The sequence below is a fragment of the Acidithiobacillus acidisediminis genome (assembly GCF_023277115.1).
Classification (GTDB): domain Bacteria; phylum Pseudomonadota; class Gammaproteobacteria; order Acidithiobacillales; family Acidithiobacillaceae; genus Igneacidithiobacillus; species Igneacidithiobacillus acidisediminis.
This window is the reverse complement of sequence record NZ_JALQCS010000001.1, coordinates 2,748,606-2,772,913: the sequence shown is the minus strand read 5'-3', so window position 1 is coordinate 2,772,913 and position 24,308 is coordinate 2,748,606. Positions and strand designations below refer to the sequence as shown.

The 24,308-nt window shown below is 58.9% G+C and carries 30 protein-coding genes; 11 read left to right on the top strand and 19 right to left on the bottom strand.

The genetic code is table 11. The annotated features are described in order from the left end of the window. The first annotated feature begins 14 nt into the window (after positions 1-14). Both M5D89_RS13960 and M5D89_RS13955 read left to right on the top strand, forming a co-directional pair. Complete coding sequence (locus M5D89_RS13960) at positions 15-302, top strand: high-potential iron-sulfur protein (RefSeq protein ID WP_248886401.1); 288 nt, start codon at positions 15-17, stop codon at positions 300-302. A gap of 73 nt (positions 303-375) precedes the next feature. Then, the gene (locus tag M5D89_RS13955; RefSeq protein WP_248886400.1) at positions 376-1,722 is read left to right on the top strand and encodes a sigma-54 interaction domain-containing protein; all 1,347 of its coding nucleotides are present in this window, start codon (positions 376-378) and stop codon (positions 1,720-1,722) included. A gap of 3 nt (positions 1,723-1,725) precedes the next feature. Here the strand turns inward: M5D89_RS13955 and M5D89_RS13950 are convergent, their stop codons facing one another. Continuing rightward, positions 1,726-1,914, bottom strand: coding sequence for a YqaE/Pmp3 family membrane protein (locus M5D89_RS13950; RefSeq protein ID WP_248886399.1), 189 nt, complete (start codon positions 1,912-1,914; stop codon positions 1,726-1,728). Between the two features lie 244 nt (positions 1,915-2,158). Between M5D89_RS13950 and M5D89_RS13945 the strand changes: the two genes are divergently transcribed. From M5D89_RS13945 to M5D89_RS13925, 5 genes are all read left to right on the top strand, one after another. Next, complete coding sequence (locus tag M5D89_RS13945; RefSeq protein ID WP_248886398.1) at positions 2,159-3,697, top strand: 2-isopropylmalate synthase; 1,539 nt, start codon at positions 2,159-2,161, stop codon at positions 3,695-3,697. 12 nt (positions 3,698-3,709) lie between these two features. Further along, a complete protein-coding gene (locus M5D89_RS13940; RefSeq protein WP_248886397.1) occupies positions 3,710-4,402 on the top strand; it encodes a M48 family metallopeptidase in 693 nt (230 codons plus the stop codon). Positions 4,403-4,473: 71 nt separating this feature from the next. Beyond that, a complete protein-coding gene (locus M5D89_RS13935) occupies positions 4,474-4,827 on the top strand; it encodes a thioredoxin family protein (RefSeq protein ID WP_248886396.1) in 354 nt (117 codons plus the stop codon). Next, positions 4,824-5,372, top strand: a complete 549-nt coding sequence (ampD, locus tag M5D89_RS13930; RefSeq protein ID WP_248886395.1) for a 1,6-anhydro-N-acetylmuramyl-L-alanine amidase AmpD — start codon at positions 4,824-4,826, stop codon at positions 5,370-5,372. The genes M5D89_RS13935 and ampD overlap by 4 nt, the downstream gene beginning before the upstream one ends. Then, on the top strand, positions 5,372-5,938 hold the full coding sequence (locus M5D89_RS13925; RefSeq protein WP_248886394.1) for a hypothetical protein: 567 nt from the start codon (positions 5,372-5,374) through the stop codon (positions 5,936-5,938). The genes ampD and M5D89_RS13925 overlap by 1 nt, the downstream gene beginning before the upstream one ends. Here M5D89_RS13925 and M5D89_RS13920 read toward each other — a convergent pair. Next, complete coding sequence (locus tag M5D89_RS13920; protein ID WP_248886393.1) at positions 5,920-6,570, bottom strand: epoxyqueuosine reductase QueH; 651 nt, start codon at positions 6,568-6,570, stop codon at positions 5,920-5,922. The two genes, M5D89_RS13925 and M5D89_RS13920, sit on opposite strands and share 19 nt — an antisense overlap. 64 nt (positions 6,571-6,634) lie before the next feature. Here M5D89_RS13920 and M5D89_RS13915 point away from each other — a divergent pair, with 64 nt between their 5' ends. After that, on the top strand, positions 6,635-6,964 hold the full coding sequence (locus M5D89_RS13915; protein WP_248886392.1) for a 4a-hydroxytetrahydrobiopterin dehydratase: 330 nt from the start codon (positions 6,635-6,637) through the stop codon (positions 6,962-6,964). A 41-nt stretch (positions 6,965-7,005) separates the two neighbouring features. On the opposite strand, the gene M5D89_RS13910 is transcribed toward M5D89_RS13915, so the two are convergent. Both M5D89_RS13910 and M5D89_RS13905 read right to left on the bottom strand, forming a co-directional pair. Further along, entirely contained in the window at positions 7,006-7,305 is a 300-nt protein-coding gene (locus M5D89_RS13910; RefSeq protein WP_248886391.1) for a hypothetical protein, read from the bottom strand. Between the two features lie 191 nt (positions 7,306-7,496). Beyond that, entirely contained in the window at positions 7,497-8,837 is a 1,341-nt protein-coding gene (locus M5D89_RS13905; protein WP_248886390.1) for a heterodisulfide reductase-related iron-sulfur binding cluster, read from the bottom strand. A gap of 148 nt (positions 8,838-8,985) precedes the next feature. Between M5D89_RS13905 and M5D89_RS13900 the strand changes: the two genes are divergently transcribed. Together M5D89_RS13900 and M5D89_RS13895 are read left to right on the top strand one after the other, a co-directional pair. Further along, positions 8,986-9,279, top strand: a complete 294-nt coding sequence (locus M5D89_RS13900) for a hypothetical protein (protein WP_248886389.1) — start codon at positions 8,986-8,988, stop codon at positions 9,277-9,279. Beyond that, on the top strand, positions 9,276-10,169 hold the full coding sequence (locus M5D89_RS13895) for an ATP-grasp domain-containing protein (RefSeq protein ID WP_248886388.1): 894 nt from the start codon (positions 9,276-9,278) through the stop codon (positions 10,167-10,169). The genes M5D89_RS13900 and M5D89_RS13895 overlap by 4 nt, the downstream gene beginning before the upstream one ends. Here M5D89_RS13895 and M5D89_RS13890 read toward each other — a convergent pair. The 10 genes from M5D89_RS13890 to M5D89_RS13845 all read right to left on the bottom strand — a co-directional run bounded on the left by M5D89_RS13890 (position 10,141) and on the right by M5D89_RS13845 (position 19,197). Then, positions 10,141-10,857 (bottom strand): lysophospholipid acyltransferase family protein, encoded by a 717-nt coding sequence (locus M5D89_RS13890; RefSeq protein WP_248886387.1) that lies wholly within the window; start codon positions 10,855-10,857, stop codon positions 10,141-10,143. The two genes, M5D89_RS13895 and M5D89_RS13890, sit on opposite strands and share 29 nt — an antisense overlap. A 3-nt stretch (positions 10,858-10,860) precedes the next feature. Beyond that, positions 10,861-11,397: a D-glycero-beta-D-manno-heptose 1,7-bisphosphate 7-phosphatase gene (gene gmhB / locus M5D89_RS13885; RefSeq protein WP_248886386.1), complete on the bottom strand. Its 537-nt coding sequence runs from the start codon at positions 11,395-11,397 to the stop codon at positions 10,861-10,863. Then, positions 11,394-13,466, bottom strand: a complete 2,073-nt coding sequence (glyS, locus tag M5D89_RS13880) for a glycine--tRNA ligase subunit beta (RefSeq protein WP_248886385.1) — start codon at positions 13,464-13,466, stop codon at positions 11,394-11,396. The genes gmhB and glyS overlap by 4 nt, the downstream gene beginning before the upstream one ends. Then, on the bottom strand, positions 13,463-14,341 hold the full coding sequence (glyQ, locus tag M5D89_RS13875) for a glycine--tRNA ligase subunit alpha (protein WP_248886384.1): 879 nt from the start codon (positions 14,339-14,341) through the stop codon (positions 13,463-13,465). Before glyQ ends, glyS begins: the two co-directional genes overlap by 4 nt. 63 nt (positions 14,342-14,404) lie before the next feature. Beyond that, on the bottom strand, positions 14,405-14,767 hold the full coding sequence (locus M5D89_RS13870; protein WP_215872275.1) for a roadblock/LC7 domain-containing protein: 363 nt from the start codon (positions 14,765-14,767) through the stop codon (positions 14,405-14,407). A 36-nt stretch (positions 14,768-14,803) separates the two neighbouring features. Continuing rightward, positions 14,804-15,442, bottom strand: a complete 639-nt coding sequence (locus M5D89_RS13865; protein ID WP_248886383.1) for a roadblock/LC7 domain-containing protein — start codon at positions 15,440-15,442, stop codon at positions 14,804-14,806. Then, on the bottom strand, positions 15,439-16,005 hold the full coding sequence (locus tag M5D89_RS13860; protein ID WP_248886382.1) for a GTP-binding protein: 567 nt from the start codon (positions 16,003-16,005) through the stop codon (positions 15,439-15,441). Before M5D89_RS13860 ends, M5D89_RS13865 begins: the two co-directional genes overlap by 4 nt. A gap of 35 nt (positions 16,006-16,040) precedes the next feature. Further along, entirely contained in the window at positions 16,041-17,186 is a 1,146-nt protein-coding gene (locus M5D89_RS13855; RefSeq protein ID WP_248886381.1) for a response regulator, read from the bottom strand. An 11-nt stretch (positions 17,187-17,197) separates the two neighbouring features. Continuing rightward, positions 17,198-18,691: a type IV pilus assembly protein FimV gene (locus tag M5D89_RS13850; RefSeq protein WP_248886380.1), complete on the bottom strand. Its 1,494-nt coding sequence runs from the start codon at positions 18,689-18,691 to the stop codon at positions 17,198-17,200. 77 nt (positions 18,692-18,768) lie between these two features. Beyond that, positions 18,769-19,197, bottom strand: coding sequence for a hypothetical protein (locus tag M5D89_RS13845; RefSeq protein ID WP_248886379.1), 429 nt, complete (start codon positions 19,195-19,197; stop codon positions 18,769-18,771). Positions 19,198-19,296: 99 nt separating this feature from the next. Between M5D89_RS13845 and M5D89_RS13840 the strand changes: the two genes are divergently transcribed. After that, positions 19,297-20,391 (top strand): L,D-transpeptidase family protein, encoded by a 1,095-nt coding sequence (locus M5D89_RS13840; protein ID WP_248886378.1) that lies wholly within the window; start codon positions 19,297-19,299, stop codon positions 20,389-20,391. Here the strand turns inward: M5D89_RS13840 and M5D89_RS13835 are convergent. The 5 genes from M5D89_RS13835 to M5D89_RS13815 all read right to left on the bottom strand — a co-directional run bounded on the left by M5D89_RS13835 (position 20,357) and on the right by M5D89_RS13815 (position 24,297). Continuing rightward, a complete protein-coding gene (locus M5D89_RS13835) occupies positions 20,357-21,172 on the bottom strand; it encodes a YdcF family protein (protein WP_248886377.1) in 816 nt (271 codons plus the stop codon). The two genes, M5D89_RS13840 and M5D89_RS13835, sit on opposite strands and share 35 nt — an antisense overlap. 9 nt (positions 21,173-21,181) lie before the next feature. Continuing rightward, entirely contained in the window at positions 21,182-22,135 is a 954-nt protein-coding gene (gene lipA / locus M5D89_RS13830; RefSeq protein ID WP_248886376.1) for a lipoyl synthase, read from the bottom strand. 1 nt (position 22,136) lies between these two features. Further along, positions 22,137-22,787, bottom strand: coding sequence for a lipoyl(octanoyl) transferase LipB (lipB, locus tag M5D89_RS13825; RefSeq protein WP_248886375.1), 651 nt, complete (start codon positions 22,785-22,787; stop codon positions 22,137-22,139). Continuing rightward, positions 22,778-23,044, bottom strand: a complete 267-nt coding sequence (locus tag M5D89_RS13820; protein WP_248886374.1) for a DUF493 domain-containing protein — start codon at positions 23,042-23,044, stop codon at positions 22,778-22,780. Before M5D89_RS13820 ends, lipB begins: the two co-directional genes overlap by 10 nt. An 86-nt stretch (positions 23,045-23,130) precedes the next feature. Next, complete coding sequence (locus M5D89_RS13815; RefSeq protein ID WP_248886373.1) at positions 23,131-24,297, bottom strand: D-alanyl-D-alanine carboxypeptidase family protein; 1,167 nt, start codon at positions 24,295-24,297, stop codon at positions 23,131-23,133. Positions 24,298-24,308: the final 11 nt, after the last annotated feature.

Below are 24,308 nucleotides of genomic sequence, written 5' to 3'. Positions count from 1 at the left end.
TAGGAGAATTTGAGATGCAAGAGCAGAAGAGTCGCCGTCAATGGATAAAAGATGTGGCCGCCATGGCTGCCACCGCAGCTGCATTACCGCTACTTGGGACGCAATTCGCTTGGGGAGCTGATAACCAGGAGAGCAAGGCGTCTGTCCAATATCAGGATCACCCATATCATCAGGATCGCTGCGCGGTTTGCCAGCATTTCATTCCTGGATCTTCGGCCAATGCAATGGGCACATGCCAGGTAGTGGCAGGGAAAATCAGTCCAGATGGATATTGCTTGGCTTTCGTCCCTAAATCATCATAAAATGTAGTGAGATTATTGGCTCATAAGATAAATTGGTGCCTTTTCCCCAAAACGTGTTTATGGAGAAAATTCATTGAGCTCGAGAACACCAGAAGCCGCAGATACTGTTATCGAAGCCTTGGATGTGCAATCCGCGCTGGATTTGCAGCAACATCCGGTGGTTTTGATCGATGCGGAGTATCATATCGTCGCCGCCAACCGAGCCTATAAAGATTGTTATGGTGTGACAGATGCGGACCTGGTTGGTCGTCGTTGCCACCAGGTCTCCCATCATTCCAATGTTCCTTGCCATGAAAATGGCGAGGATTGCCCACATCAGGCCGTTTTCCATAGCGGCGAGCCGCACGAGGTTCGGCACGTCCATTACGATCCAATTGGCAATGCCGAGCATGTTCGTATCCGCGGTCATGTGCTGCGCGATATGCGTGGTCAACGCTTTCTTGCGGAGGAAATCATTCACTTGCCGCGGGAACAAAATGACATCACCTGCAGCGATATGCGTATGGTCGGACGTTCCCCTGCTTTTTTGCAGTGTCTGCATCACATCGAGATGGCAGCACGCACCGACGCCAGTGTCCTGCTCTGGGGGGAGAGCGGTGTTGGTAAGGAACTTGCTGCCAGTGCCTTGCATCAGCTCTCGGCGCGGTCGGAGAAACCCTTGATCACAGTCGATTGCACGACCTTGCCAGAACATTTGTTCGAGAGCGAGTTTCTTGGGCACGAACGGGGTGCGTATACCGGCTGTGTGGGCCGAAAAATCGGTCTCTTCGAGAGTGCCGATGGGGGTACGTTGTTTCTCGACGAGGTCGGTGAATTGCCCCTGCCGGTACAGGCCAAGCTGCTGCGCGTGTTGGAAACCGGTGCATTTCGCCGTCTGGGGGGTGCGGACCTGTTGCATGCGAATGTGCGTATCATTGCTGCGAGCAACCGCAATCTACGCGACATGGTGGCGGAGCGCAGCTTTCGGGAAGATCTGTACTATCGTCTTGCCGCCATCAACATTGATCTGCCGCCCTTACGAGAGCGTCGAGAGGATATCCCTGGGATAGCGCGGGTCCTTCTGGAGCGCATTGGCCGGGATTGGGGTGGCCAGTGGCAGTTGTCGCAGGAGGCGGAGCGCCGACTCTGTGCCTACAATTTCCCAGGCAATGTGCGCGAACTGCGCAATGTTCTGCAAAAGGCCGTAGCCTTGGCCGACGGGCCCTTGTTGCTGCCAGAACATTTCCAGTTTTTACGGGAGGCGGTCCCAGTGGACCGGCAGGATTCAGCGGAGGCGATGAAAATCACCGCCTTTGCCAGACGCGGGCGCCCTGAGAACCTGTCGGATCTTCTGCACTCATTTCAGGGGAACCGTCGCCACGTGGCAGAATACTTGGGCGTCAGTGAACGGACAGTCTACCGCTGGTTACGGGACCACTAAGCGTCAGGCACCAGTCAGGCGGCGGATTTTCTTGTCCGTCTCGTATTGACTGAGGGCATAGACCGACCAGATGGCAGCAGGTATCCAGCCGATCAGGGTGATCTGCAAAATCAAACAGAAGATTCCGGCGAAGGGGCGGCCGATAGTGAAAAACTGCAGCCACGGAATGAGAATGGCGAGCAAGAGACGCATGGGACCTCCAATAAAATCGTTCTTCCGTTCAATACATTTGCATCAATACCCTTTTTTGTCTATCCTCACGCCCATGATTATCGAGCAGACCCATTTCCGTGCCTTGGCAACGACCGCCCAAACCGGTCGGGCTCTGCTGCGTCTGCTGCTGCCCCTCTGGGGCTAAAATCATTCCTTCCGACCTTCTTGGTCTTGCTTCCCAGAACCAACCATTGAAAGATTCCTGCAACAGGAAGGGTATGCTATGCAGCAAAAAGAACCATTGATCATTTTTGATACGACCTTGCGCGACGGGGAACAATCGCCCGGTGCTGCCATGACCCGCGATGAGAAAATTCGTATCGCCAAAGCGCTGGAGCGTTTGCGAGTCGACGTCATCGAAGCGGGTTTCCCGGCGGCGAGCCCGGGAGATTTTGCCGCCGTGCGGATGATTGCGGAGACAGTACGGGAAAGTCGCGTCTGTGGTTTGGCGCGTGCCCGCGAAGAGGATATCCGTCGTGCTGGCGAGGCCCTGCAGCCAGCTGCCGCTGGGCGTATTCATACCTTCATCGCCACCAGCCCCATCCACATGCAGGCGAAGTTGCGCATGCGTCCGGACGAAGTGTTGGAGCGGGCGGTTGCGGCAGTGAAGCTGGCGCGCAGTCTGTGTGACGATGTGGAGTTTTCGCCAGAGGATGCAGGCCGTTCCGAAGAGGATTTTCTCTGCCGGGTGATCGAGGCGGCCATTGCCGCTGGGGCACGCACCATCAATATTCCGGATACTGTCGGGTACAATTTGCCGGACCGTTTTGGTCAGCTCATCGCCAATCTACGCCAGCGCATTCCCAACAGTGACCAAGCGATCTTTTCTGTGCATTGTCACAATGACTTGGGTTTGGCCGTGGCCAACTCCCTCTCGGCGGTGATGCACGGCGCCCGGCAGGTGGAGTGTACAATCAATGGACTCGGTGAGCGTGCCGGTAATGCTGCGCTGGAAGAGATTGTCATGGCGGTGCGCACGCGCAGCGATGTATTTTCCTGTGACACCCGCATCGATACCCAGCAGATTGTCGCGACCAGCAAGCTGGTATCGACGATCACCGGCTTTCCGGTCCAGCCCAACAAGGCCATTGTGGGTGCCAATGCCTTTGCCCATGAGTCCGGCATTCATCAGGATGGCGTCCTCAAGCATCGCGAGACCTACGAAATCATGCGTGCCGAAGACGTCGGCTGGTCTGCCAATCGTATGACCTTGGGTAAGCTTTCCGGCCGCGCCGCAGTACGGGCGCGTTTGGATAGCCTCGGGATCAGGCTGGAGGGGGAGGCGTTGAACCAGGTTTTCGCGCGTTTCAAGGATCTGGCCGACCGCAAGGCAGAGATCTTCGACGAAGACTTGCAGGCATTGGTGAATGAAGATGCGCAGCAGGGCAGCCAGGATCGCTATCGTCTGGGCTACTTGCGGGTGTGTTCGGAGATGGGGACACATCCTGAGGCCACGGTAGAGCTGTGGGTGGATGGTGTGGCGCGGACCGCTGCCGTCACCCGGGGGGGGCCTGTCGACGCAGCCTTCCAGGCCATCGAAGCGATCGTCCAGAGTGGCGCGCAATTGCTGCTCTACTCAGTCAATGCCATCACTACGGGTACTGATGCCCAAGGCGAAGTGACGGTACGTCTGCAGGCGTCCGATGGCCGGGTCGTCAATGGGTTGGGTGCGGATACGGACATTGTTGTCGCTAGTGCCAAGGCTTACGTATCGGCCTTGAATCGGATCCAGGCACCGAGCGGCTTCCATCCACAGCTATAGAGCATGTGCGGAATGCCTACAGCGCAGCAAGCGCAGGCCCGGTCACTGGAGGTGGCCGGGCTTTCTTGTCGCTATCTGCGCCAGCGGCGCAAGACGCTGCGCATTGAAGTCGATGTCGATGGCGTGGTCTGGATCCGCTGTCCGTGGTACCTGCCAGAGCTGTTACTGCGTCGCACCATTCAGGAAAAGCGACCGTGGATCGAGGCGCAGCAACAGGCCCTGCGGCGTGCTGATCCGCTGGCGCCAGATGCGCGTGTGACCCATCTCGGTCGCAGCTATCGGCTGCAACGCCGAACCGCTCAGGGACGTGCGCGCATAGAGCGAGACGCGGATGCGCTGGTTTTGTACCTGCCTGATGCAGAGTCTCGCGCCGGGGTGCAGGCGTTATTGGAGCGCTGGCAACGGCGGGAGCTAGAACGTCTCCTGCCGCCATTGATTCGCCAGTGGGAGGCGACACTGGGAGTCAGCGTGGCGGCTTGGAAGATTCGCCGGATGCGAACCCGTTGGGGGAGTTGCAATACCGCGGCGCGGCGGATTTCCTTCAGCCTGTCCCTGATCGAGCAGCCCGCGGCGTGCATCGAATATGTGGTGGCGCATGAGCTTGCCCATTTGCGAGAACGGCACCATAACACGCGCTTCTATGGTCTTTTGGATGCGCACCTGCCTTCCTGGCGCGAGCGGCAGGACGTTCTACAAGGCTCTTGAGCAGTACCGGTTCGCGCAGGGCGAGCGGATGTCCTGTTATACTGGGCCCAAGCGATCGAGGGCGGCGGGACATGGCGAGAGAGGATAAGGTGCAACGAGTTTCGGAATTGGGATTCTGGCAGCGCATGGTGCAGGAGCGCGACTGGACCATTCTCTTCTTCAGTTCCGCTGGCTGCAGTAGTTGCAAGATCTGGCGTCGCTTGCTGGCGGAATGGGAGCAGAGTCGCACGGATCTGCAGGTCTGGGAGGCGGACGCAGGCATCGAGATGGGCTTGGCGCAGGAGTTTGAGGTCTATCATTTGCCCGCCCTCTTTGTCTTTCGCGATGGACGCTATCAGCGACCTATGCAGGTCGAGGCGCGTCTTTCCGCGCTCGATCCCTGGATGGCTGCGCATGCGGATCTGCCTCCGGAGGAGGCGCCATGAGCGAAGCCTGGGACGGTCCATGGCTGCGCTGTGCGCGACATGCCCTCTCGCCCTATCAGGATGAACGCCCTAGTGGTACCCAGGTCGATTTGCTGGTCCTCCACGCCATCAGTCTACCGCCGGAGCAGTTTGGCACAGGGGAAGTACCTCGCTTCTTCCAGGGAAATCTCGATTTCTCTGCCCATCCCTATTATGCGTCGTTGCGGGACTTGCACGTCTCGGCACACTTTTTCATCGAACGTGATGGGCAGCTTTGGCAGCATGTGCCCGTGGATCGCCGTGCCTGGCATGCGGGCGTCTCGATTTGGCAGGGACGCGAGCGTTGCAACGATTTCAGTGTAGGGATCGAGATCGAGGGAACTGCGACGCAGGCCTTTGCGGATGTGCAGTATACTGTCCTGCAGGGATTGATCCTTGCGCTGTGGTCTTATTTCCCAGACCTTGATCGGCGCGCCATCGCTGGTCACGCAGAGATTGCGCCTGGGAGAAAATGGGATCCCGGTCCCCATTTTGATTGGCAACGACTGTGGCAGGGGCTTGGTTGATGGAGACAACGGAAAGAACGCGACCAAAACGGGATTGGCGGCGCGGTTGGGGCGGACCGCTTCTGGTCTTCTTGGCCATGCTGCTCTTCACCTTGTGGTGGCTGGGGGTCTTCGCGCAGCCCAAGGTAGAAGAAATCGATAGTCCGGCCCTGCAGTATCTTTATCGGAACTACAGCGGGAGTTATGCCGCACTGGACCGGCAGCGGGAAAAATGGTTGAAGGAGTTACCTGCGGCATTGCGGCAGGGGTCCGCTCTCACCTTGATCGAGAAGGAGAGGGATATGCTGGGGAAAGACAACCGCGTCGAGGCGCGCCTCGGAGTGCTTCTGAATGCGCCACCGGCGTCGATTCCTGCAGGTTGGCAGGCGGATCATTGGCCGGCGCAGCGGGTGGTGGCGGTGGACTTGCACGCCAACAGCGCGATTGCGAGCTGGAAGGGCTACAGCGCGTTATCCTCTTGGTGCAAGCACAATGACATAACCCCGCACGATCCGTTGTTGGAGCTTTCCGGCCCTGGCGATCGCTATCGTCTCTGGATGCCCTTGGCTCAATCGTCGCGCCCATAAAACTTTACCCCGCGCACGATCTTCTCTCGGCCCTGCGCGATGCGGTGCAGGTTGCTGTCGCGCAGGGAATAAACGCAGCCACAGTATTCCTGCTGATAGAATTGCTCATCTTTTGCAATATCTATCATACGTTGGCTGCCGCCACCTTTGCGCCAGTTGTAGTCCCAGTATTGTAGCCCGGGATGGCGGGCTGCGGCGCGATGGCCGCAGGTGTTGATTTGCGCCATATCCTTCCAGCGCGAGATGCCCAGGGTGCTGGTAAAAACGGTGAAGCCATTTTCGACGGCGTAGAGGGCAGAGCGCTCAAAGCGCATATCGAAACAGGCGCTGCAGCGAGCGCCACGCTCCGGTTCCCATTCCAGGCCCTTGACGCGCTCGAACCAATTGTCCTTGTCATAGTCGAGGTCAATAAAGGGGAGGTCGAGCTTCTCGGCGTAGCGGATGTTTTCTTCCTTCCGCAGCGTATATTCTGCCTGGGGATGGATGTTGGGGTTGTAGAAAAGGATGGTTAGGTCGATACCGGCACGCTGAATGTCGGCCATGATGGGACCGGCGCAGGGGGCACAGCAGGAGTGCAGCAGAATGTGTGTACTGCCGTCGGGGCTGCACAGGGGTTCCGGCGCTTTTTTCATCAGAGTAATCTCCCACTACTGAACTAGACTAAGAATAACAGTTTTTGTTGAGGAGAATGGTATCATGCCAAGTGATATGCGACCCGGCCGCTGTCGGGCCTGTGAGGGAGAAGTGAATGCCTTGTCCGCCGATGAGATTGGCGAGGCACTGCGAGACTTACCCGCTTGGAGATTGCACGCAGAGGGCCTGGAGAGGCATCTGCAATTTCGCAACTACTATGAAACGATGGCTTTTGTGAATGCTCTTGCGTGGATTGCCCATCGCGAAGACCATCACCCGGATCTACAGGTTTCTTATAACCGTTGTGTGGTGCGCTTTCAGACCCATGCCGTGGGCGGCATTACCGAAAACGATCTAATTTGTGCACGCGCCGTGGATGCGCTTTTGGCGTAAGACGCTGGGGCGCATATGCAGCCCAGCGTCTTTGAGACGACTCAGTGCGCCGCCGGGCGGAGTAGGGGTCGCATCCCTTCGCGCACCTGGCGTTGAATGAAGCCGGCGCGACCAGGCTCTTTCTTGTCGAGCTCGGCGGCACATTGGGATTCGGTCAAGGCCGCGGTGGAGAGCATTACTTCCAGCTCGCAGAGGTCAACCTTGGGTGCGGTGAGTTTGTCAGCCGGGACATTGAACTGGTCGCCCACCTGCCAAAACATGCGCGCGTTCCACATGCGCAGCCTGACGTTGGGGTTTTGAAAGAGCTCGACACAGCGAGCATTCAGGGCTTGTTTTTCCACGTTGGTACTCCTCCTGTTTTCAGCAGATCTGAGGGTCTTAACTACTTGACTGCAGAGCATAGCGGAAACAGGCAAGATGGGGGAGTCTTTTTCTCTCTCTCAATGATTGAAGCTTTTCATGCCAAGATAAGATTCAGTGGACCAAAAAAAGCCCCGCTCTCGGCGGGGCTTTTCCAGTGGGAGCAGCCGAGTCAGGCCTGCTTCATATTGATTTGCTGATTGGTAGCGAGTTCGGGGTTGTAGAGGTACTCCACATTCCCTTGCTCGACCTGCTTCAGGTATTCCTGGAAATCGGCCTTGGCCTTGTCCCAGCTGATGCCCATCTTTTCCACCAAGTCCTCGCAGGGCGAGGCGTGCCACTGCAGCTGCACGATCTTGAAGGGATCCGCACCACAGGCCAGGGCCGCCAACTGCACATCGGCCATGATCGGCACGGAGTAGTTCATGTCGTGCGCCTTGCCGATCCACTGGTTCTTGTCCATGGTGGTGATGCAGCCGGTGTCGATGCCAATCATGACGTCGGCCTTCGCCTCTTCCCGTGCTACCTTGATCTTGCGATTCATGGTGAAGCTGCGGGTGAATTCCCGCTCGGAGATGATGTGGCGGAAGCCAAAGCCACAGCAGTCGTACCAGGTGGAGTAGTCGATGACCTGAGCGCCCAGGGCCTGGGCCGTGGAGGTACCCACCGCGGTGCGGTTGCCGCCCAGCACACTGTTGTCGTACACCGCATCCTCCGCCACCATCTTGTAGTAGTGGCAGGCGGCATGGACGGTGACGCGAATGTTGCTCATGTCGATGGTCTGCAGATCGCTGGCAATGCGGTTGCGCATCACGTGCAGCCATTCGCTGTAGTGCACGACCTCTTCGGGAATGACGATCTTGCCGTCGACCAGACGCCCAAGCTTGCCGAGGATCTTCTTGACCTTCTCGCGCAGCTCGGCGGATTCGATCAGGTACTTGCGGATCTCCTTGTAGTTGCCAAAGGAGGTGCCGCAGTGCACTAGGGGATAGAAGTGGCCGTTCTCGAAGCCATGCTGCTTGCCGGAGACATAGGCCTGATGGAAATTGCGCAGGAACACCGCCGCCAGGGATTCGACATTGCCGATGCCGGAACCGTGGTAGTTCCAGGCAGTGCAGGAGGTCTGGTCGGTTTCATCGAGGTAGTCGATGCCGAACTTGTTCATGAACCACATGAGGCTGGTGGGATAGCCGGGGATGTTGCCACACTGTCCGCAGCTCTTATGGTGCCAGAGCTGGTTGGTGGGAACCCGCTTCTTCCAGCCAAAGAGGGTATCGACCTCGATGGGCTTATGCTCGTCGCTGATGCGGTGAACGATGATCTCGCCTTCCTTCTCCAGCTCCCACATGTGCTCGCGGATGTCGTCCATGCGATCGCCCAGATCCACAGTGCGGCGATCGACGTGATTGCGCACCCAAGCCGTCGCGGCTTCAGCCTCTTGCGCGTTCAGGTTGGTGTCCTGGAAAAAGGCGCCGTGACCAGCTACCCCTTGACTCGTCGTGTTCTCACTCATTGCAAACTCCTTGTCGGCCCAGCGGGCCCAGACTATGATCCGTGGCGTGTCCGTTTTGGATCTCTTTATAGTCGACTATTATGCTCTTCTATTATTCCAAAGCCAAGTCGCCGTATTTTATTGTGTTATCCGGTTGTTGAGGGCATCCATGGAAATAGATCAGGAACTTGTGGAACGTTGTCGATTGCTTTTCGAGCATCCCGCGGTACGTGCCAAAGGCTGGCGAAGCAATCTGTTCTGGCGCCCCTTGAGCCCTCAGAATCCTTTTGGCTCTTTGCGTGTCGATGGCCAAGAACTGGAGGTCTTGCTGGCGGCTATTGTCGGTATCGTGGCGCCGAGTCGGGAGAGCCTGGAGCTTCGCCAGCCCGGACGGGCGGGGTTCATCGAACGATCCATTGCCCATGGGGAGCTGCCGTTGCTGCGTTATCGGGGCGATGATTGACTTCGATCGTCATCCTTTCGCGTTATCCCGCGCTCTATTCCAGTCGCCGGCTTTTGGAGGCGCTACAATCGCGTGCGGTCGAAGCCAGAATCTTGCAACCCGAACGCTGCGCCCTCAGCCTGCGGCGCGGGGACTTCGGCCTCTATTACGACGGGCAGCCGTTGCCGCCGCCGCAAGCGGTCTTGCCGCGTTTTGGCAGTCCATTGACCCAGCTTGGGCTTCGCCTGCTCCAACATCTTGCGGCGCTGGGCTCCTATAATTTGAATTCTGGCGACGCCTTGTTCCGGGCGCGCGATAAGTTTCTTTCCCTGCAAATCCTGGCTGCTGCTTCCCTTCCCATTCCCGATAGCTGGTATCTGGCTGACACGTCAGGGGCGGAAGTGGCCTTCGCGGAGCTGGGAACGCCCTTGGTGAGCAAATTGCTGAGCGGCTCCCAGGGCGTTGGTGTGAATTTGGCAGAGAGCGAGGCGGGTGCGCGGGCGCTGTTGGACACATTGCTCCTCTTGCAACATGAGGTCTTGTTGCAGCGCCATTTGCCTGGACGCGCCGATACCCGGGTGATTGTACTCGCTGGTGAGGTTGTGGCGGCGATGCGCCGCAAGGCACAAGCAGGGGAATTTCGTAGTAATCTCCATCGCTCCGGCAGAGCGGAACTTCTCGGCGCGACGGAGCTGGCGTCGGGTCTCGCAGATTTGGCCGTTGCAGCGACAGCGGCACTGCAGCTGGATTTTGCAGGCGTCGATTTGATGCAGGATGGGGAGGGTGGATACGTGATCCTGGAAGTGAACCCGGTCCCCAGTCTGGAAGGCATCGAGCGCGTGAGTGGTGTGGATATTGCTGGGCGCGTGGTGGACCTTGTTCTCAGTCGCTGCTCATCGGCATCTGCTTGATTTCCGCCGCGATCCAGTCGCGGAGTCGTTGATTGACCGTGGCGCTGCGATCCGCAGCGGGATCCATCGGTCCAAAATGCAGATGCAATTCCCCACTTCGCTTGCGCCAGGTGTTGCGCGGCCAGAAGCAGCCGCTGTTCGTGGCCACGGGGACGATGGGCACGCCAGCACGCTGTGCGAGGGCAACGCCGGTTTGATGAAAGGCCCCCAGCTCGCCACAGGATTGCCGCGTTCCCTCAGGAAAAATCAGTACCGGAATCCCAGCGCGTAAGCGCCTTTCTCCCTCCTCGAGCACCTGCTTCAATGCTTGGCGCCCGGCTTTTCGATCGATAGCAATGGGAGCGGAAAGCGGCAAATACCAGCCAATGATGGGTAAGCGTAACAGCTCTGCCTTGAGCACGAAGGCGAGGCGCGGGACACAGTGCCAAATTAGCAAGGTTTCCAGGGAGGACTGATGATTGCTGAGCAGGACGCATGGTCCTGCAGGCAGGTGTTCGAGACCCTGAATCTGGTAACGAACGCCGATGCTCCAGGCAAAGAGATTGCTGGCGACCCGTGCCCAGGTTCCGCAGCCCCAATAGCGCCAGCGCTGCGGGAGCAGGGGGAAGGGGAGGAGGACGATGGCCCAGAGCAGGGTCCAGAGTGTAAACGTTACGTAAAACAAAGCGCTGCGCAGGGCGATGGCCATGCGTCAGTGACCAAGCAGGGCGTCGGCCACGGCGGCCAGATTGGAGAAGATCGGTATTCCCTCGGCGCGCGCGCTATCTGCCACTTTTTTTCCTTTTCCCGTCAATACCAGGATGGGGCTGGCACCGGCGCTCCGCGCTGCCTCCATGTCGCGATGGCTGTCGCCAATCGCGGCTACACCCTGCAGATCGACCTGGAAGCGTTCGGCAATCTGACGAAACATGCCATCCTGTGGTTTGCGGCAGTCGCAACCAGCCTCGGGGTGATGGGGGCAGAAAAAAATGGCATCGATGCGCCCGCCGACCTCGGCCAATTCTCGCCGCATGCGGGCATGGATTGCCGTCAGGGCGCGCAGGTCGAAGAGCCGCCGGCCAATACCCGACTGATTGCTGGCTACGACTACCGTGTAGCCAGCGCGATTGAAACGCGCGATTGCCTCCAGGCTCCCCGGAATGGGGCGCCACTCCGCGGCGGATTTGATGAAGGCGTCGCTGTCTTCGTTGATGACGCCATCCCGATCCAGGATGAGCAGTGCGCTCATCCGCGCCCCTGCAGGAGCGCAAAGTCGGCAATGCGCGAAACGGTGGCCTGTACCTCTCGCAACAAGGCGAGGCGCTGTGCGCGCAGTTGTGGATCCTCGCAGAGCACCATGATCTCGGTGAAGAAACGATCGACTGGATCCCGCAGCGCGGCCAGGGTGACCAACGCTTGCTGATAATCCCGATCGGCGAGTTGCTGCTCCAGCGCTGGGCAGATAGAGGACCAGGCGCTAAACAAGGCAAGCTCTGCTTCCTCTCGCAACAGGGCATCCTGCAAGGCCGCCTGACTCTGTTCGCCTTCCTTGCGCAGGAGGTTGCTGACGCGCTTGATCAGCGCCGCGAGGTCGTCGGCGCGCGCATCCTGCGCAAGAAAGGTCGTGAGCGTTTCCAGACGCTGTCGTGCGTCGAACGGATCGTCCCCAGCTACCGCAAGTACCGCCGCAATCCGGTCGGCCGCAAAACCCTCATCTCGTAAGAGTACACGCAGACGCTCGTGGAAAAATTCACTGAGCTTGTTGGCGATGGCGTCACTGGCGAGCGCAGCGTATTGCTTGCCGGCGAGAGCGATCAGGCCGCGCAGGGAGAGCCTCTGTTCCGCCTCGAGGGCAATGCGCAGAATACCGAGTGCCGCCCGACGCAAGGCAAAGGGATCCCGATCGCCCGTTGGAATCTTCCCCAACGCAAAGAAGCCGTAGAGGGTGTCGATACGGTCCGCCAACGCCAGCGCCTGTCCTGCCGCCGAGCGCGGGAGGGCATCGTCGCGTCCGCTGGGCTGGTAGTGTTCGCCAATAGCCTCGGCGACGGCTGCCAGCTCGTGCTCTTGGCGGGCATAGTGGCCACCCATGATGCCCTGCAGCTCGGGAAACTCTCCCACCATGCCGCTCAGCAAATCGCTCTTGCAGAGCTCTGCCGCGCGTTCAGCGAGTGTTGGATCTGCGCCGACGAGGGGCGCAATATGTGGGGCCAAGCGACGCAGCCGTCGCACCTTGTCGCCAATGCTGCCCAGGCCCTCCTGAAACAGGACGGCATCCAGCTCGGGGATGAGCGAGGCGAGGCTCTGCCGCCGATCCTGATCCCAGAAGAAGGCGGCGTCGGCAAGACGGGCGCGCAGGACCCGGTTGTTTCCATGAATGACTGCTTGCGCATCGCGACTCTCGAGATTGGCGATAAACAGATAGCGTGGCGCGAGTTTGCCTGTGGATGCCCGGAGGGGGATGTAGCGTTGGTGCTGGATCATGACGGTACTCAGCACCTCTTCTGGAATCCGCAGGTATTCCTCGGCAAAGCCGCCAGCGAGGGCGACGGGCCACTCACACAGCCCGGTGATCTCATCCAGCAAGGCGTCGGAGAGTTCTGGGGTACAGTCAAGCTCCCGTGCCAGGCGTTCCAGCTCAGCGCGAATGAAATCACGCCGTTGCATCCAATCAGCCCGCACACGGGCCGCCTGGAGCGCCTCGGTGTAGGCCAAGGGATGCAGAATAGGCACCGGACCGGGATGGTGGACACGGTGACCAAAGCTATGTGCTTCGCTCTGCAGTCCAAACGCCTGCCAGGAGAGGGCTTTGTCCCCAAAACGCAGGAGCAGCCAGCGAATGGGGCGGGAAAAACTTTCTTCCCGTTGGCCCCAACGCATGCGTTTGCGCAGGGGTAAGGACTCCACCCAACGGGTAGCCAGCTCGGTTAGTAGTTCTGCTACGGGGCGTGCGGGATGGCGGATGCGCCACGCCAGAACCGTTCCCTTGTCTGTTTCCAGATGTTCCAGCTCGCCCACGGCGACGCCGCAGGAACGGGCAAAACCCTCGGCGGCAGGCGTTGTTTTGCCATCGACAAAGGCACGCTCGAGTGCTGGACCGCGGCGCAATTCTTCCTCGGCGCGGGTTTCGCTGGCGAGGCTATGAATCAGTAGAGCGATTCGGCGGGGAGTGATCAAGGGATGAATTTCCCCATGATCGATTCCCGCTGCGGCAAATAATTGTGCGGCAAGTGCTGCGGCCTGCAGTTGTAATTGCTGTTGTTCCGCTGCGGGCAATTCCTCGCAGCCGATTTCCAGGAGGAGGGGAAGAACCGTCATGCCTTTGCTCCCTGCAGCAGGGGATAGCCCAGCTCGGCGCGGGCCTCGGCATAAATCTCTGCGACCGCCCGGGCCATGTTGCGCACCCGGCCGATGAAACGGGCGCGCTCATTCACCGCAATGGCATGCCGGGCATCGAGCAAGTTGAAGCTATGGGAGCAGTCGAGCACCCGTTCATAGGCAGGCAAGGGCAGTTTTGCCTCGATCAGACTCTGGCAGTCGGCCTCGGCGCGATCGAAACGAGCAAAGAGATCACTGACCGGCGCCAGCTCAAAATTATAGCGCGATTGCTCTACCTCGTTTTGATGGTAGACGTCGCCATAGCTAACCCCAGGGGTCCAGACGAGGTCATAGACACTTTCCACCCCCTGCAGATACATGGCTAGGCGCTCGAGACCATAGGTGACCTCGCCCATGACCGGGCGACAGTCGAGCCCACCCACCTGCTGGAAATAGGTAAACTGCGTGACCTCCATGCCGTTGAGCCAGACCTCCCAGCCCAGGCCCCAGGCCCCCAGCGTAGGGGACTCCCAGTCGTCTTCCACAAAACGAACATCCTGGGTGGCGAGGTCGATGCCCAAGCGGCGCAACGACTCTAGATAGAGCTCCTGCAGATTGGCAGGATTCGGTTTCAGCACCGCTTGAAACTGATAATAGTGCTGCAAGCGGTTGGGGTTATCGCCGTAGCGTCCATCCGTGGGCCGCCGGGAAGGCTGTACATAGGCCGCGCGCCAGGGCTCTGGCCCAATGGCGCGCAAGAAGGTCGCGGGATGAAAGGTGCCGGCCCCGACGGGCATGTCCATGGGCTGCAAAATAACGCAACCCTGCTCGCTCCAGTATTGTTGTAACTGCTGGATGATTTCCTGAAAGGTCATGATGCCCCCGCTGCACGAGGGCGCCAATTATGGCTGAATGTAGAATATTGGGGAAGTCTGACTTCACAGAAGTTCGGCAATTCCCTGTGCGGCACGCTTGGCGTCGAGAAAAATCAAGCCGAGCTTGGCTTCCTTTCTGGCGATGACGGTAAGGACCGCGTCATGGCCCGCATGAATCAGCAAGACATAGCCAGAGTCTCCCTTGATCATCACCTGTTCCAGTTCGCCCCGCGCCAGTTCAGCCGCGGTTCGATCGCCCAAAGAGAGCATGGCGGCAGCCATCGCGCCGACCCGATCCTCATCCATGTTGCCGGCCAGGAGGGAAGCGATGGTCAGACCATCAGTGGAAATGACGGCGGAGGCCTCGATATCGGCAGAGGAGCCGTTGAGGTCGCTTAGGATGGATTTGAGCATTTCTTCACGCATTTTTGTATGACTCCTGCAATGGCGACGGATTGAGTATTAGCGGTATCTCTGGTCCAGGATCTGGACCAGGGTGACAAAGGATTGATTCTGCAATAAAGGCGTCCCACCGATGATCAACATGAAGCGCTGCGTACCAATGAAGAGGGGCCAGAAACCCAACTCCGCCTGCCCTGCGGGATCGACGAGTGCCCAGCTCTCGCTGTGGATACGCAGGTTGTTGCGCAACAGCCTGCCGTGACGACTTTGCAAGCTCAGCAAATCGGCGGAGAGCCCCGCGAGTTCTTCCGCAGATTCATGCAGAAAACCAGAGGTGGACAGGTAAAAGCCATTTTCATCGGCGAGCAGCGCGCGTTGGCCATCAGATAATTGCGCGAGCAGATCGGGAAGGATGTCTTCCAGGCGCTGATCTGGAATTTTACGTACCTCTGGATTGCCACGAATCAAACCCAGGCGTTGCAATCGGAGAATGCTGCGCAGGGCGTCCTCCGCTCCTTCCAGTTGCGTCCAACGAATTGCTGCCTCCTTGCTGAAAGGTGCCCGGCCGCCCTCCCGCAGGATATGGAACAGGATGGAGCGGTTCCCCTCCAACTCGGGTCCAGAACTGATATAGAACGCACCTGCTGGGGTCAATTCTGCGTAGAGTGCTTGCTCAGCGGTGACGAGTTCTATGCTCATGGTTGCATTCCCAGACCTGGGTCGATGGAGAAAAGCAGGGCCATGACCAGGTTTTTGACATCCTCTTTCCGTCGTCCATCGACTTCGAAGATCGGCGGCACGGGATTGAGCATCTCGAGATCGCGACTGACTTCCGCCAGCATGGCTGCGTATTCTGCCGTGTCGGGGTGGGCGTTGATGTCGGTTTTGCTGATTCCCAGCACCACCGGGACTTCGGTGATATAATCCTTGAAGGCATGCAGGAAAAAATGCATGTCTTTTTTTGGGTTGGGCCGCGTATTGTCGAGCATCAGGATCAAGCCGAGGCCGCCAGTGGTAAGAATGTCCCACATGAAGTCGAAACGCTCTTGTCCTGGGGTGCCGTACAAATGCACCTTGCTTTTTTCGCCCAGGTGGAGAATCCCGTAATCCATGGCCACGGTGGTATGACCCTTGCGGTTGATCGTCATATCCGATGCCTTTGCATCGGTAGAGATGATCGGTACGTCGGAGATGGCTGATATGGCAGAAGTCTTGCCTGCACCTACGGGGCCAGTAAAAACAATTTTATTATCTTCTCTCATGCGCGATCCTCTCTGTCATTGTCCCTTGCCCGTCATTACAGGCCTGCAATTTTGGATAACAGGCGACCCAGCAAACTGCGTTTTGCGGGGGTTGGTTTTGCCGGCTCTGTGGCGCCGATTGCGGCTTCTCTGGTCTCTTGCAACGGGATGCCATTTGCGGCGCTGTACTCGAGCAAATCCAAGGCATCTGCGGCAGCAAGAAAGTTGAAGAGTGCCTGCGGCTGCACCTGCAACATGCGAATGGTCAGCGCTGGGGAGGCGGGGGAACGCGCCAAAAAGGCCGCCAGGCGGAGTGCCTCGGGCAGGGGATGCAAGCGGGTCAGATTTGGCCAACGGCGCAATTTCACGGGGCGCTGCAACGAAATTTTTTGGCTGAGACGGCCGTCCGCGATGCTGGCATGGGTCTGCCACAGGTACTCCGTCAGACTCATGCTGTACGTATTCTCTCCGGGAGCAAAGGACGCATCGGCGCGCAGTAGCAGATTTCCCTCGCCATGCCGATAAATATCTGCTGCCTCCTCTGCTGTGACAATCGTTTCTACCTTTCCCTGCTCCGGAAAGATTCGCCACAGTACCTTGCCACTCTGCCGGTCGACGATTCCTACAGGAATCTGGTCGCGGACTGCGCGTTGCACGAGTGCAAGAAGCCCTTGTTCTGGATCAAAATATTCTACCTGAGTCGGATCCCAATGCGCCTTGACGGTTGGCGGTACTGCTGGTGTCACGTCTGCAGCCGGTGCCGATGTGGCACTGTTCCCTGTAGGCGCTGTGCTTTCCGTGGATGCTGTGATTTCCGAAGGCGACGGAACGAGCGGCGCTAGAGTCGAAGGGGTTGTGGGCGCTGCCCGCAATAACTGCTCCAACGCCGGAAACAAGGTTTCCATCCGAATCGGTTTGGCTAGGGTCGCAAACTGCGAGAATTTTTCTGGCGCGATGGTCGTGGCGAGGAGGGGGATCTCCGGGTGCTGCTGACGAAACGCCGTGGCGGCGGCGAGCCCTTCGGGAGAATCGATATCGGCAATGGCAAGATCGGGACCCTGAGTGGCGCCGGGCTCGAGGAACCCATAACTCGCCTTGCGATTCATCCTGAAGGCCATACGAAAGACGGCCTCTTTTCTGCTATCCAGACCAATACCCAGGATAAAAACAGAGCTCCCCGCAAGCTTTGGCTTGTCATTCATGATGGTTCTCCCTAGACGGTCGCACGGATGCCACGCTGCAGGCGTTCGGACAAATGATAGAGCTGACGCATGATGGCTTCTTCTGGTTGCGGATCACAGTTGATGATTTTTTTGCTGAAACGTGCAAAACGGTCGCGCGCCTGCATGCGTTCGTACATCTCCAGCAAGGGCAAGAAATAGACAGATTTTCCCGGCGAAGCCAGCGCCGATTGTTCTAATAGATCGACGGCTTCTTCCACCTGTCCGTAATCCAGAAGCATGTTGAAGTCGCGCAGAATGGGGTCGTCGGCATGCGCCTCGCTAATGTCCTGGTCACGCCGCAGCCGCTCCTCGACGAGCTGTGGACTGCTGATAGGGATCGTGCTGGTCGGCACGTATAGATGGTGCTTTTCGGCCAGTCTCGGGAGTTCTCTGTTTTCCTTTCCTTCACTATTCTCGAGCTCGTCATACAACGGATCTGCTCCTAGCTGTCGCCCCAGTTGCAGCAGGCGCCAGCGTAGGGCCTTGCCCAGACCCCAGAGCGTAATGTAAAGCCGCAGCAATGCCTGGGCGAAGTCCCTTTCTCTCCGCTGTTCGTAGAGTAGCTCGAGCAGGAGCACATGGAGTCGCAGACGCTTGGGATACCGTATCACCTGGCCGCGCAAGAGATCCTCGGCCATCGCCCACTGGCCGGTTTCCGCGAGTAAACGGACGAGTTGCGTGCTACCAACCAAGGCGTTGATGACGCGGATTTCCTCTTCATTCAGCGGTGATAGGGTGGCAGAACCGTGCAGAAGCGCGTCCTCCGCAGCGCAAGCTATTGACTCTTGGCCAGCGGCTTCGCGACGAAACGCATGCAGAGGAATATCGCTAAGTTCCAGCGGCTCAGGATGCACGATGGCTTGCTGTAGATCGCGATGCACCGCAAACAGCTCGGTTTCTTCTTGTCGGGCCGCAGCATCTTCTGCCGGCAGGGGTTGGTGCCGCCCCAGCTCTTGATCAATACGCTCCAGGCCAAGGTCCAAGCGAGACTCGGCAAATACGCGCAGGGCGAGATTTTGCGGATCCTGGCGCAGACACTGGAGGGTCAGGTCCCGTATGGCGGAAGTATCCAGGTACTTGTGGTCGAAATCTTCTTCCAAAATTTCGGCAAGGCGATTGTGGTCTCCGGCCTCGATATACAACTGACGGAGACGGTTACGCTGAACCAGATCCTCTGGGTGATGATCGAGATGCCAGCGCAGGGCCGTTGCTGCCTGTTCGATATGGCCGTAAGCGAGATAGATCTCGATCTCGTCGAATATGCTGACCTCCTCGACTTCTGCCAAAGGTGCCGGCGAGGCCCTGGTTTCCTGCTCGGCTGGTGGCTGCGCTGCTTGCACCGGTGCGGTGGTCGGTTGCGGCCTGCTGGGGGAGGGCGCCTGGCGCTGGATGCGTTTGCGTGCCCGTGCCTTCCAGATTACAGCTATGGCCAGCAAAGCCAGGGCTGCAGCAATCAGTATCAGGCTAGTCAAGGGCAGGGGCATGGTTCGCTACTCGATCTTCTCGCATGTTCCGCAGGGCTCTGCGTTCCCGACGATAGATAGCTGCTTTTGTCTACCTGTCAACGCGCGAATAGCGCCGTGACGTCTTCTAGGCGCTGGGTGCTCCCCCGTCCGGGCCGTTCTCTTTGTGCCAACGCAGCGTAGCCGCGAAAAAACTCTGGCAATGCCTGGAGAATGACTGGCAACCGTTCCCGGCTAACCCGGTGGATGCGCCATTCGCTGCGTGGCTCTCCGCTGCCGGCATAGCTGCATACGGCAATGCCCCATGCGTGTTCCGTGCCCGTCCAATGATGCTCGGCGATGCGCAGGCGGTGCAGATTGGGGTGCGCGTCGAGGCCCACGTCCGGTCCGTCGTAGATGATCTGCAGATCACTGGCGATATCGCCGAGAAAATGATCCAGTGGGATAAAGGCGTCGCGCAAGGCTTTCTGGCTGACTGTCTGACCGTGCAGCTGGCTCTGCAAGGTGAGCAGAAAAGGTGATTCCACTTTTTTCTCCTTTTTCGGTAAAATCGCAATGTTACACTAGGTTCAACTGGCCGCGCAGAGTAAAACAGAGACTCTGCCAGCCGCCAATTTGAGGTTGTAATGCCGCATATCACGCTACGAAAACTTTTCTTTGCCGGCCTTGCCGCGCTGGCGCCTCTTGCTGTGGCCCAGGCGACGGTCTTTCCGCTCCCGCAGCACGGTAACATGGTGGGCGATCTACAGGCAGTCACCAGTCACCGCGACGATACCCTGCTCGATATCGGACGCTTCTACGATATTGGCTACAACCAGGAGGTCGGCGCCAATCCCGGCGTGAATCCCTGGCTGCCGGGACAAGCCAGCAAGGTGGTCATTCCCAATGAATACGTCTTGCCGCCGCAGCCGTGGACGGGCATCATCGTCAACATTCCGGCGCGGCGTCTCTATTATTTTCCCGGTGGTCGCGGGGTGGTGTTCACCTATCCGGTTGGGGTGTTCCTGCCGGGCTGGAAGGAGAGTCTGACCACCACCAGCATCATCCAGAAGTTCAAAATGCCGGCATGGAATGTCCCCAAGAACATCCATGCATGGTTCGAGAAGAAATTTCATACGGACATTCCGTGGTATTGGCCCCCAGGAGCCGAGAATCCCATGGGTGAGTTGGCCATGGAAACGGGCCTGTCGGGAATTTTCATCCATGGTACCTACCACCCTTGGGGTATCGGAATGCGCTCCAGTCAGGGCTGTTTTCAGATGTACCCGGAGAATGTCGCGCAACTGTTCCCCATGGTCCCGGTAGGCACCCGCGTGCGCATCATCGATGAGCCCAACATGGTGGGTATGCGCAATGGACAGATCTATTTGCAGTGCTATAAGCCGCTGCACGCCTATCACAAGGATGGACCAACCGACTTGCAACGTGCCGTGGTCACGATCAAGACGTTCATGGCTGCACATCATCTACATGAGGCGATCGATTGGGCTCGGGTACGCCGGATGGTTGCCGAGCATAACACCGTGGCCTTGCCCATCGGTCAGGATACGCCAAGCTACGCAACGTTGGCGCAGGCCTTGCCGGCAAAGCCCTATGCCTACGCGCCTTATGGGCCCTCTGCCAATGGCGCCGCAGTGCCACCGCCGCTTCCCTTGGCAAGTCAGGCCAACAAGGATCAGATCAACGTCAAGGTCTATTTGCCCGGGCAAAAAGCGAGTTGAACCCGCTTGTTCGCCATTGATACCAGAGCAGGCCTGCATACTCATGCATGGCCTCGCTACTGATTTCCTCATAGATGGCGCGCGGCAACCATGATTGCCAAGACAGAGGTCCGGCGGCGCCCATGCGGTAATCGCAGGGCACAGCGACCGGTTGCAGCCCGTAATGGCGAAACCAGGCCATGGCGCGGGGCATGTGCACCGCCGACGTCACCAAATAGATACGATGAATGCCATGTTGGCGAAGTAGGGCGGCACTGTCGCGCGCATTGGCAGCGGTATTGTAAGATTTTCCTTCGAGCCAGATGGTGTTTTTGATGTGAAAGCTCTGTCGTAGCAGTGTGGCCATGGTTGCGGCCTCGCTGGGTGCCGCAAAGCGGGGCGCTCCACCGCTGGGTACTACGGGCAGATTCACCTGCTGCGCGAGTGCGGCGGCGGCCTGCAGGCGCATCAGAGTACGCGCATTTGCCATTTCCGGGATCGCCCGGCCAGGGTCGACGATCTCGCCCCCTCCCAGCACGACAATGGCTTGCGGTGCGTCGCCGCCCAGCATCGGTTGTAGCAGCGGCGGATATTGATCTTCCAGTGGCTGCAGCAGGAGGCGGGCGCCAATCGGTGTGGCACTGAAATAGAGGCCAAGCAAGGCTAGGATGATCAAGCTCCTGCCGAGCCAGTGCCAGCTGAGGAGGGCACTGAGCAGCGCGCCAATGCCTGCGAGGGCGAGAAAGAGTCCCGGCGGCTGTACCAAGGCAGAGCCCAGGGTGAGGAGGTCAATGGGCGGCACGTCTGCTGCTCAGTCGACCGACCACTCCCGAAAACTGTGCTCAGCATGGTAGGAAGAACGTACCAGAGGGCCTGAAGCCACATGGCGGAAGCCCATGTCCAGCCCTATCTGCTGTAAACGCGAGAACTCTTCGGGGCTGACGTAGCGCTGCACGGGATGGTGGTGGCGCGAGGGCGCCAGATATTGCCCAAGGGTAAGCAAGGAACATCCCACATTGCGCAAATCGCGCATGACTTCGACGATTTCTTCGATTTCCTCGCCTAGCCCCAGCATGAGTCCCGACTTGGTCGGGATCTCCGGATGCCGTTCGCGATAGCGTCGCAGGAGCTCCAGGGAATGCTGATAATCGGCGCCTGGGCGCGCCTGGGCATAGAGGCGAGGCACGGTTTCCAGGTTGTGGTTGAGCACGTCCGGAGGCGACTCAGCAAGGGCATCCAGTGCCTTCTCCAGCCGCCCGCGAAAATCGGGCACGAGAATTTCTACTTGCAACTCTGGACAATGTTGCCGCAAAGAGCCAATCACCGCGGCAAAATGTCCCGCGCCGCCATCACGCAGATCATCTCGGTCAACGGAGGTGACCACCACAAAACGCAGTCCCATCTGCGCCACGGTTTGCGCCAGATGCTCGGGTTCCGCGGGATCAGGTGCCTGTGGGCGACCATGCGCCACGTCGCAAAAAGGACAGCGCCGGGTACACAGATCCCCAAGGATCATGAAGGTGGCGGTCCCCCCGCCGAAGCACTCCCCGAGGTTGGGGCAGGAAGCCTCCTCGCAGACGGTGTGCAGATTTGCCGCGCGCAGGATACCCTTGAGTTCATCGACCCGGGGATTTAATGGGGAGCGAACCCGCAGCCAAGCCGGTTTAGGCCGACGGATAGCGCCAGCGGCTTCGGCAACGACGGGGATCTGGACGGGATTGCGGCGGACCTTTTCCTCGCCGCGCTGGGCAGTGGAATTTGCCATATTACTCTCCCCCCTTGTGCAGGGGTCGTTCCAGGCTCGCAGACAGGCTATCGAGCAGCTCATGCGCCACACTCTGCATATCTAGATTGGGACAGAGTGCGCTGATCTGGGTCACTTCCAAGCCTGGAGTACCGCAGGGATGAATCCGCTGGAAAGGACGGAGATCCATGTCGGTGTTCAGGCTCAGGCCATGATAACTCCGTCCTTTTTGTATGCGCAGCCCGAGGGAGGCAATCTTCGCCCCCTGCACATAAACGCCGGGGGCATCGCGACGCGCCACACCCTCCACGCCCTGTTTGGCGAGGAGCTGAATGATGGCATTTTCCATCGCTTGGGTCAGCTGCCGCACGTTCCCACCCCTGCGTGCGAGATCAATGAGGAGATAGGCGACCCACTGTCCGGGACCGTGATAGGTCACCTTACCGCCGCGATCACTGCGGATGACGGGTATGGGACCGGGATCGAGAACATCCGCAGGGTCGGCATTGCGCCCCAGGGTAAAGACCGGAGGGTGCTGCAGGAGCCAGATTTGATCCGGGGTCGTTTCCTCGCGCTGACGGGTGAAGGCGCGCATGGCATCGAGCACGGTAAAATAGGGCAGAAGGCCTGGCCAGCAGCGGACGGAAATTGGTTCCCCTGCATTCACAGGCACAGCATCACCCCATCGATTTCCTGTACCGCCGCGTAGATCGCTTGCAGATGCTCGGCACTCTCGACCATCACCGAGCAGGTGACGGCAGTGTATTTCCCGCCACCGCTGCTGCGGATTTGGAACGCATCGGTGGGTAGATCCGGAGCGTGTGGCACTACGGCCAGACGTACGGCTTGCAGCAGATCGTCATGCTTCCCGATCGCCTTGACGTGGTGGAGATGGGGAAAATCTTCCGGCGCTTCCCTCGGCGAGTCCATGGGCTACTCCTCGTCGCGCCTCGTCATGCCCGAGGCATCTATATCCCCATGGTAGTGCTTCCGTCGCATCAGGTGAAGTCCCCACCCTAGATAGCGGCGCGCACGCGGTGCCAGAGCCGATCCAGCCAGGACGCCTTGCGCACCCTCTCTGTGGCAATGACCGGTACATTGCGCAGAACTTTACCGTCTATGCTCAGTTCCAATTGACCGAGCACGGCGCCCTGGGCAAAGGGTGGCTGCACCTTGGGGTCCCAAAGCACGCGCGTCTGAATATCGCCCTCGCGATTGCGCGGAATGGTCACGACGACAGCTTGCGCTACTTTGACAGGCACCTGCATGGGTGACCAATCTGTGTGGGAAGCCATGCCCACTTGTTTGCCTGCCGGATAGAGCTCTCGATTCTGATAGAAGCGGTAGCCATAATTCAGGAGCGCCTCGATGGCATCGGTGCCTGATGACCAACTCGGTGCCCCCATTTCGACGGCGATCAGGCGGCGGCCGTTACGCAGAGCAGTGGCGTCGATACAGTGCCCCGACGCATCGGTGAGCCCGGTCTTCAGGCCGTCGACACTAGGGTCACGGAATAGCACCGGATTCCAGCTTCGTTGTGTGATCTTATTGTAGGTATAGGACTGCAGCTTGGTGATTTGCAGTACCTGCGGATACTGTTGGATCAGGTCGCGAGAAAGACGAGACACATCCGCAGCGGTAGTGTACAGATTGTCGTCGGGTAGACCATCGACATTGCTGTAGTGGGTGGAGTGCAGCTGCAGGCGGGCTGCCGCGTCATTCATCAGGGTAACAAATGCGCTCTGGCTTCCTCCCACGTTCTCTGCGAGAGCGACTGCCGCGTCATTACCGGAGTCGATCAGCAGTCCGTGGAGCAATTGGTCTACCGTGACCGGTAGCTGCGGTTGCAAAAACATCCGCGAGCCGCCGGTCTTCCAGGCCGTCTGTGTGACCGGGACGGATTCATCCAAGCGTAGGCTGCCACCGGCGATTGCTTGATAGGTCAAATAGGCCGTCATGAGCTTGGTCAGGCTGGCGGGAGCGCGGCGCAGATCGGGGTCCTTGGAAGCAACTACCTGCCCCGTTTGGTAATCGAGCACGACGTAGCTTGCCACATTGGGCAAGCTGGGTGCGGGAGGAATAGGCAATTGTGGCGTTGGGGTGACCGCGTGCGCCGATACAGCGGCGAACCAGAGTACGGGGGCAAGAAGAAGAGAGACAGTGAAAGTACGCATACGGAGCATGGATTCCTGCT

Excerpts from the sequence above, each read along its gene's own strand:
- M5D89_RS13900 (WP_248886389.1), top strand. The coding sequence starts at position 8,986 with ATGGAAATAGATCAGGAACTTGTGGAACGTTGTCGATTGCTTTTCGAG.
- M5D89_RS13920 (WP_248886393.1), bottom strand. The coding sequence starts at position 6,570 with ATGAAAAAAGCGCCGGAACCCCTGTGCAGCCCCGACGGCAGTACACAC.
- lipA (WP_248886376.1), bottom strand. The coding sequence starts at position 22,135 with ATGGCAAATTCCACTGCCCAGCGCGGCGAGGAAAAGGTCCGCCGCAAT.
- glyS (WP_248886385.1), bottom strand. The coding sequence starts at position 13,466 with ATGACGGTTCTTCCCCTCCTCCTGGAAATCGGCTGCGAGGAATTGCCC.
- M5D89_RS13925 (WP_248886394.1), top strand. The coding sequence starts at position 5,372 with ATGGAGACAACGGAAAGAACGCGACCAAAACGGGATTGGCGGCGCGGT.
- ampD (WP_248886395.1), top strand. The coding sequence starts at position 4,824 with ATGAGCGAAGCCTGGGACGGTCCATGGCTGCGCTGTGCGCGACATGCC.
- M5D89_RS13840 (WP_248886378.1), top strand. The coding sequence starts at position 19,297 with ATGCCGCATATCACGCTACGAAAACTTTTCTTTGCCGGCCTTGCCGCG.
- M5D89_RS13935 (WP_248886396.1), top strand. The coding sequence starts at position 4,474 with ATGGCGAGAGAGGATAAGGTGCAACGAGTTTCGGAATTGGGATTCTGG.
- M5D89_RS13860 (WP_248886382.1), bottom strand. The coding sequence starts at position 16,005 with ATGAGAGAAGATAATAAAATTGTTTTTACTGGCCCCGTAGGTGCAGGC.
- M5D89_RS13870 (WP_215872275.1), bottom strand. The coding sequence starts at position 14,767 with ATGCGTGAAGAAATGCTCAAATCCATCCTAAGCGACCTCAACGGCTCC.
- gmhB (WP_248886386.1), bottom strand. The coding sequence starts at position 11,397 with ATGAGCGCACTGCTCATCCTGGATCGGGATGGCGTCATCAACGAAGAC.
- M5D89_RS13890 (WP_248886387.1), bottom strand. The coding sequence starts at position 10,857 with ATGGCCATCGCCCTGCGCAGCGCTTTGTTTTACGTAACGTTTACACTC.
- M5D89_RS13960 (WP_248886401.1), top strand. The coding sequence starts at position 15 with ATGCAAGAGCAGAAGAGTCGCCGTCAATGGATAAAAGATGTGGCCGCC.
- glyQ (WP_248886384.1), bottom strand. The coding sequence starts at position 14,341 with ATGACCTTTCAGGAAATCATCCAGCAGTTACAACAATACTGGAGCGAG.
- M5D89_RS13855 (WP_248886381.1), bottom strand. The coding sequence starts at position 17,186 with ATGAATGACAAGCCAAAGCTTGCGGGGAGCTCTGTTTTTATCCTGGGT.
- M5D89_RS13945 (WP_248886398.1), top strand. The coding sequence starts at position 2,159 with ATGCAGCAAAAAGAACCATTGATCATTTTTGATACGACCTTGCGCGAC.
- M5D89_RS13950 (WP_248886399.1), bottom strand. The coding sequence starts at position 1,914 with ATGCGTCTCTTGCTCGCCATTCTCATTCCGTGGCTGCAGTTTTTCACT.
- M5D89_RS13915 (WP_248886392.1), top strand. The coding sequence starts at position 6,635 with ATGCCAAGTGATATGCGACCCGGCCGCTGTCGGGCCTGTGAGGGAGAA.
- M5D89_RS13850 (WP_248886380.1), bottom strand. The coding sequence starts at position 18,691 with ATGCCCCTGCCCTTGACTAGCCTGATACTGATTGCTGCAGCCCTGGCT.
- M5D89_RS13940 (WP_248886397.1), top strand. The coding sequence starts at position 3,710 with ATGCCTACAGCGCAGCAAGCGCAGGCCCGGTCACTGGAGGTGGCCGGG.
- M5D89_RS13905 (WP_248886390.1), bottom strand. The coding sequence starts at position 8,837 with ATGAGTGAGAACACGACGAGTCAAGGGGTAGCTGGTCACGGCGCCTTT.
- M5D89_RS13815 (WP_248886373.1), bottom strand. The coding sequence starts at position 24,297 with ATGCTCCGTATGCGTACTTTCACTGTCTCTCTTCTTCTTGCCCCCGTA.
- M5D89_RS13865 (WP_248886383.1), bottom strand. The coding sequence starts at position 15,442 with ATGAGCATAGAACTCGTCACCGCTGAGCAAGCACTCTACGCAGAATTG.
- M5D89_RS13820 (WP_248886374.1), bottom strand. The coding sequence starts at position 23,044 with ATGGACTCGCCGAGGGAAGCGCCGGAAGATTTTCCCCATCTCCACCAC.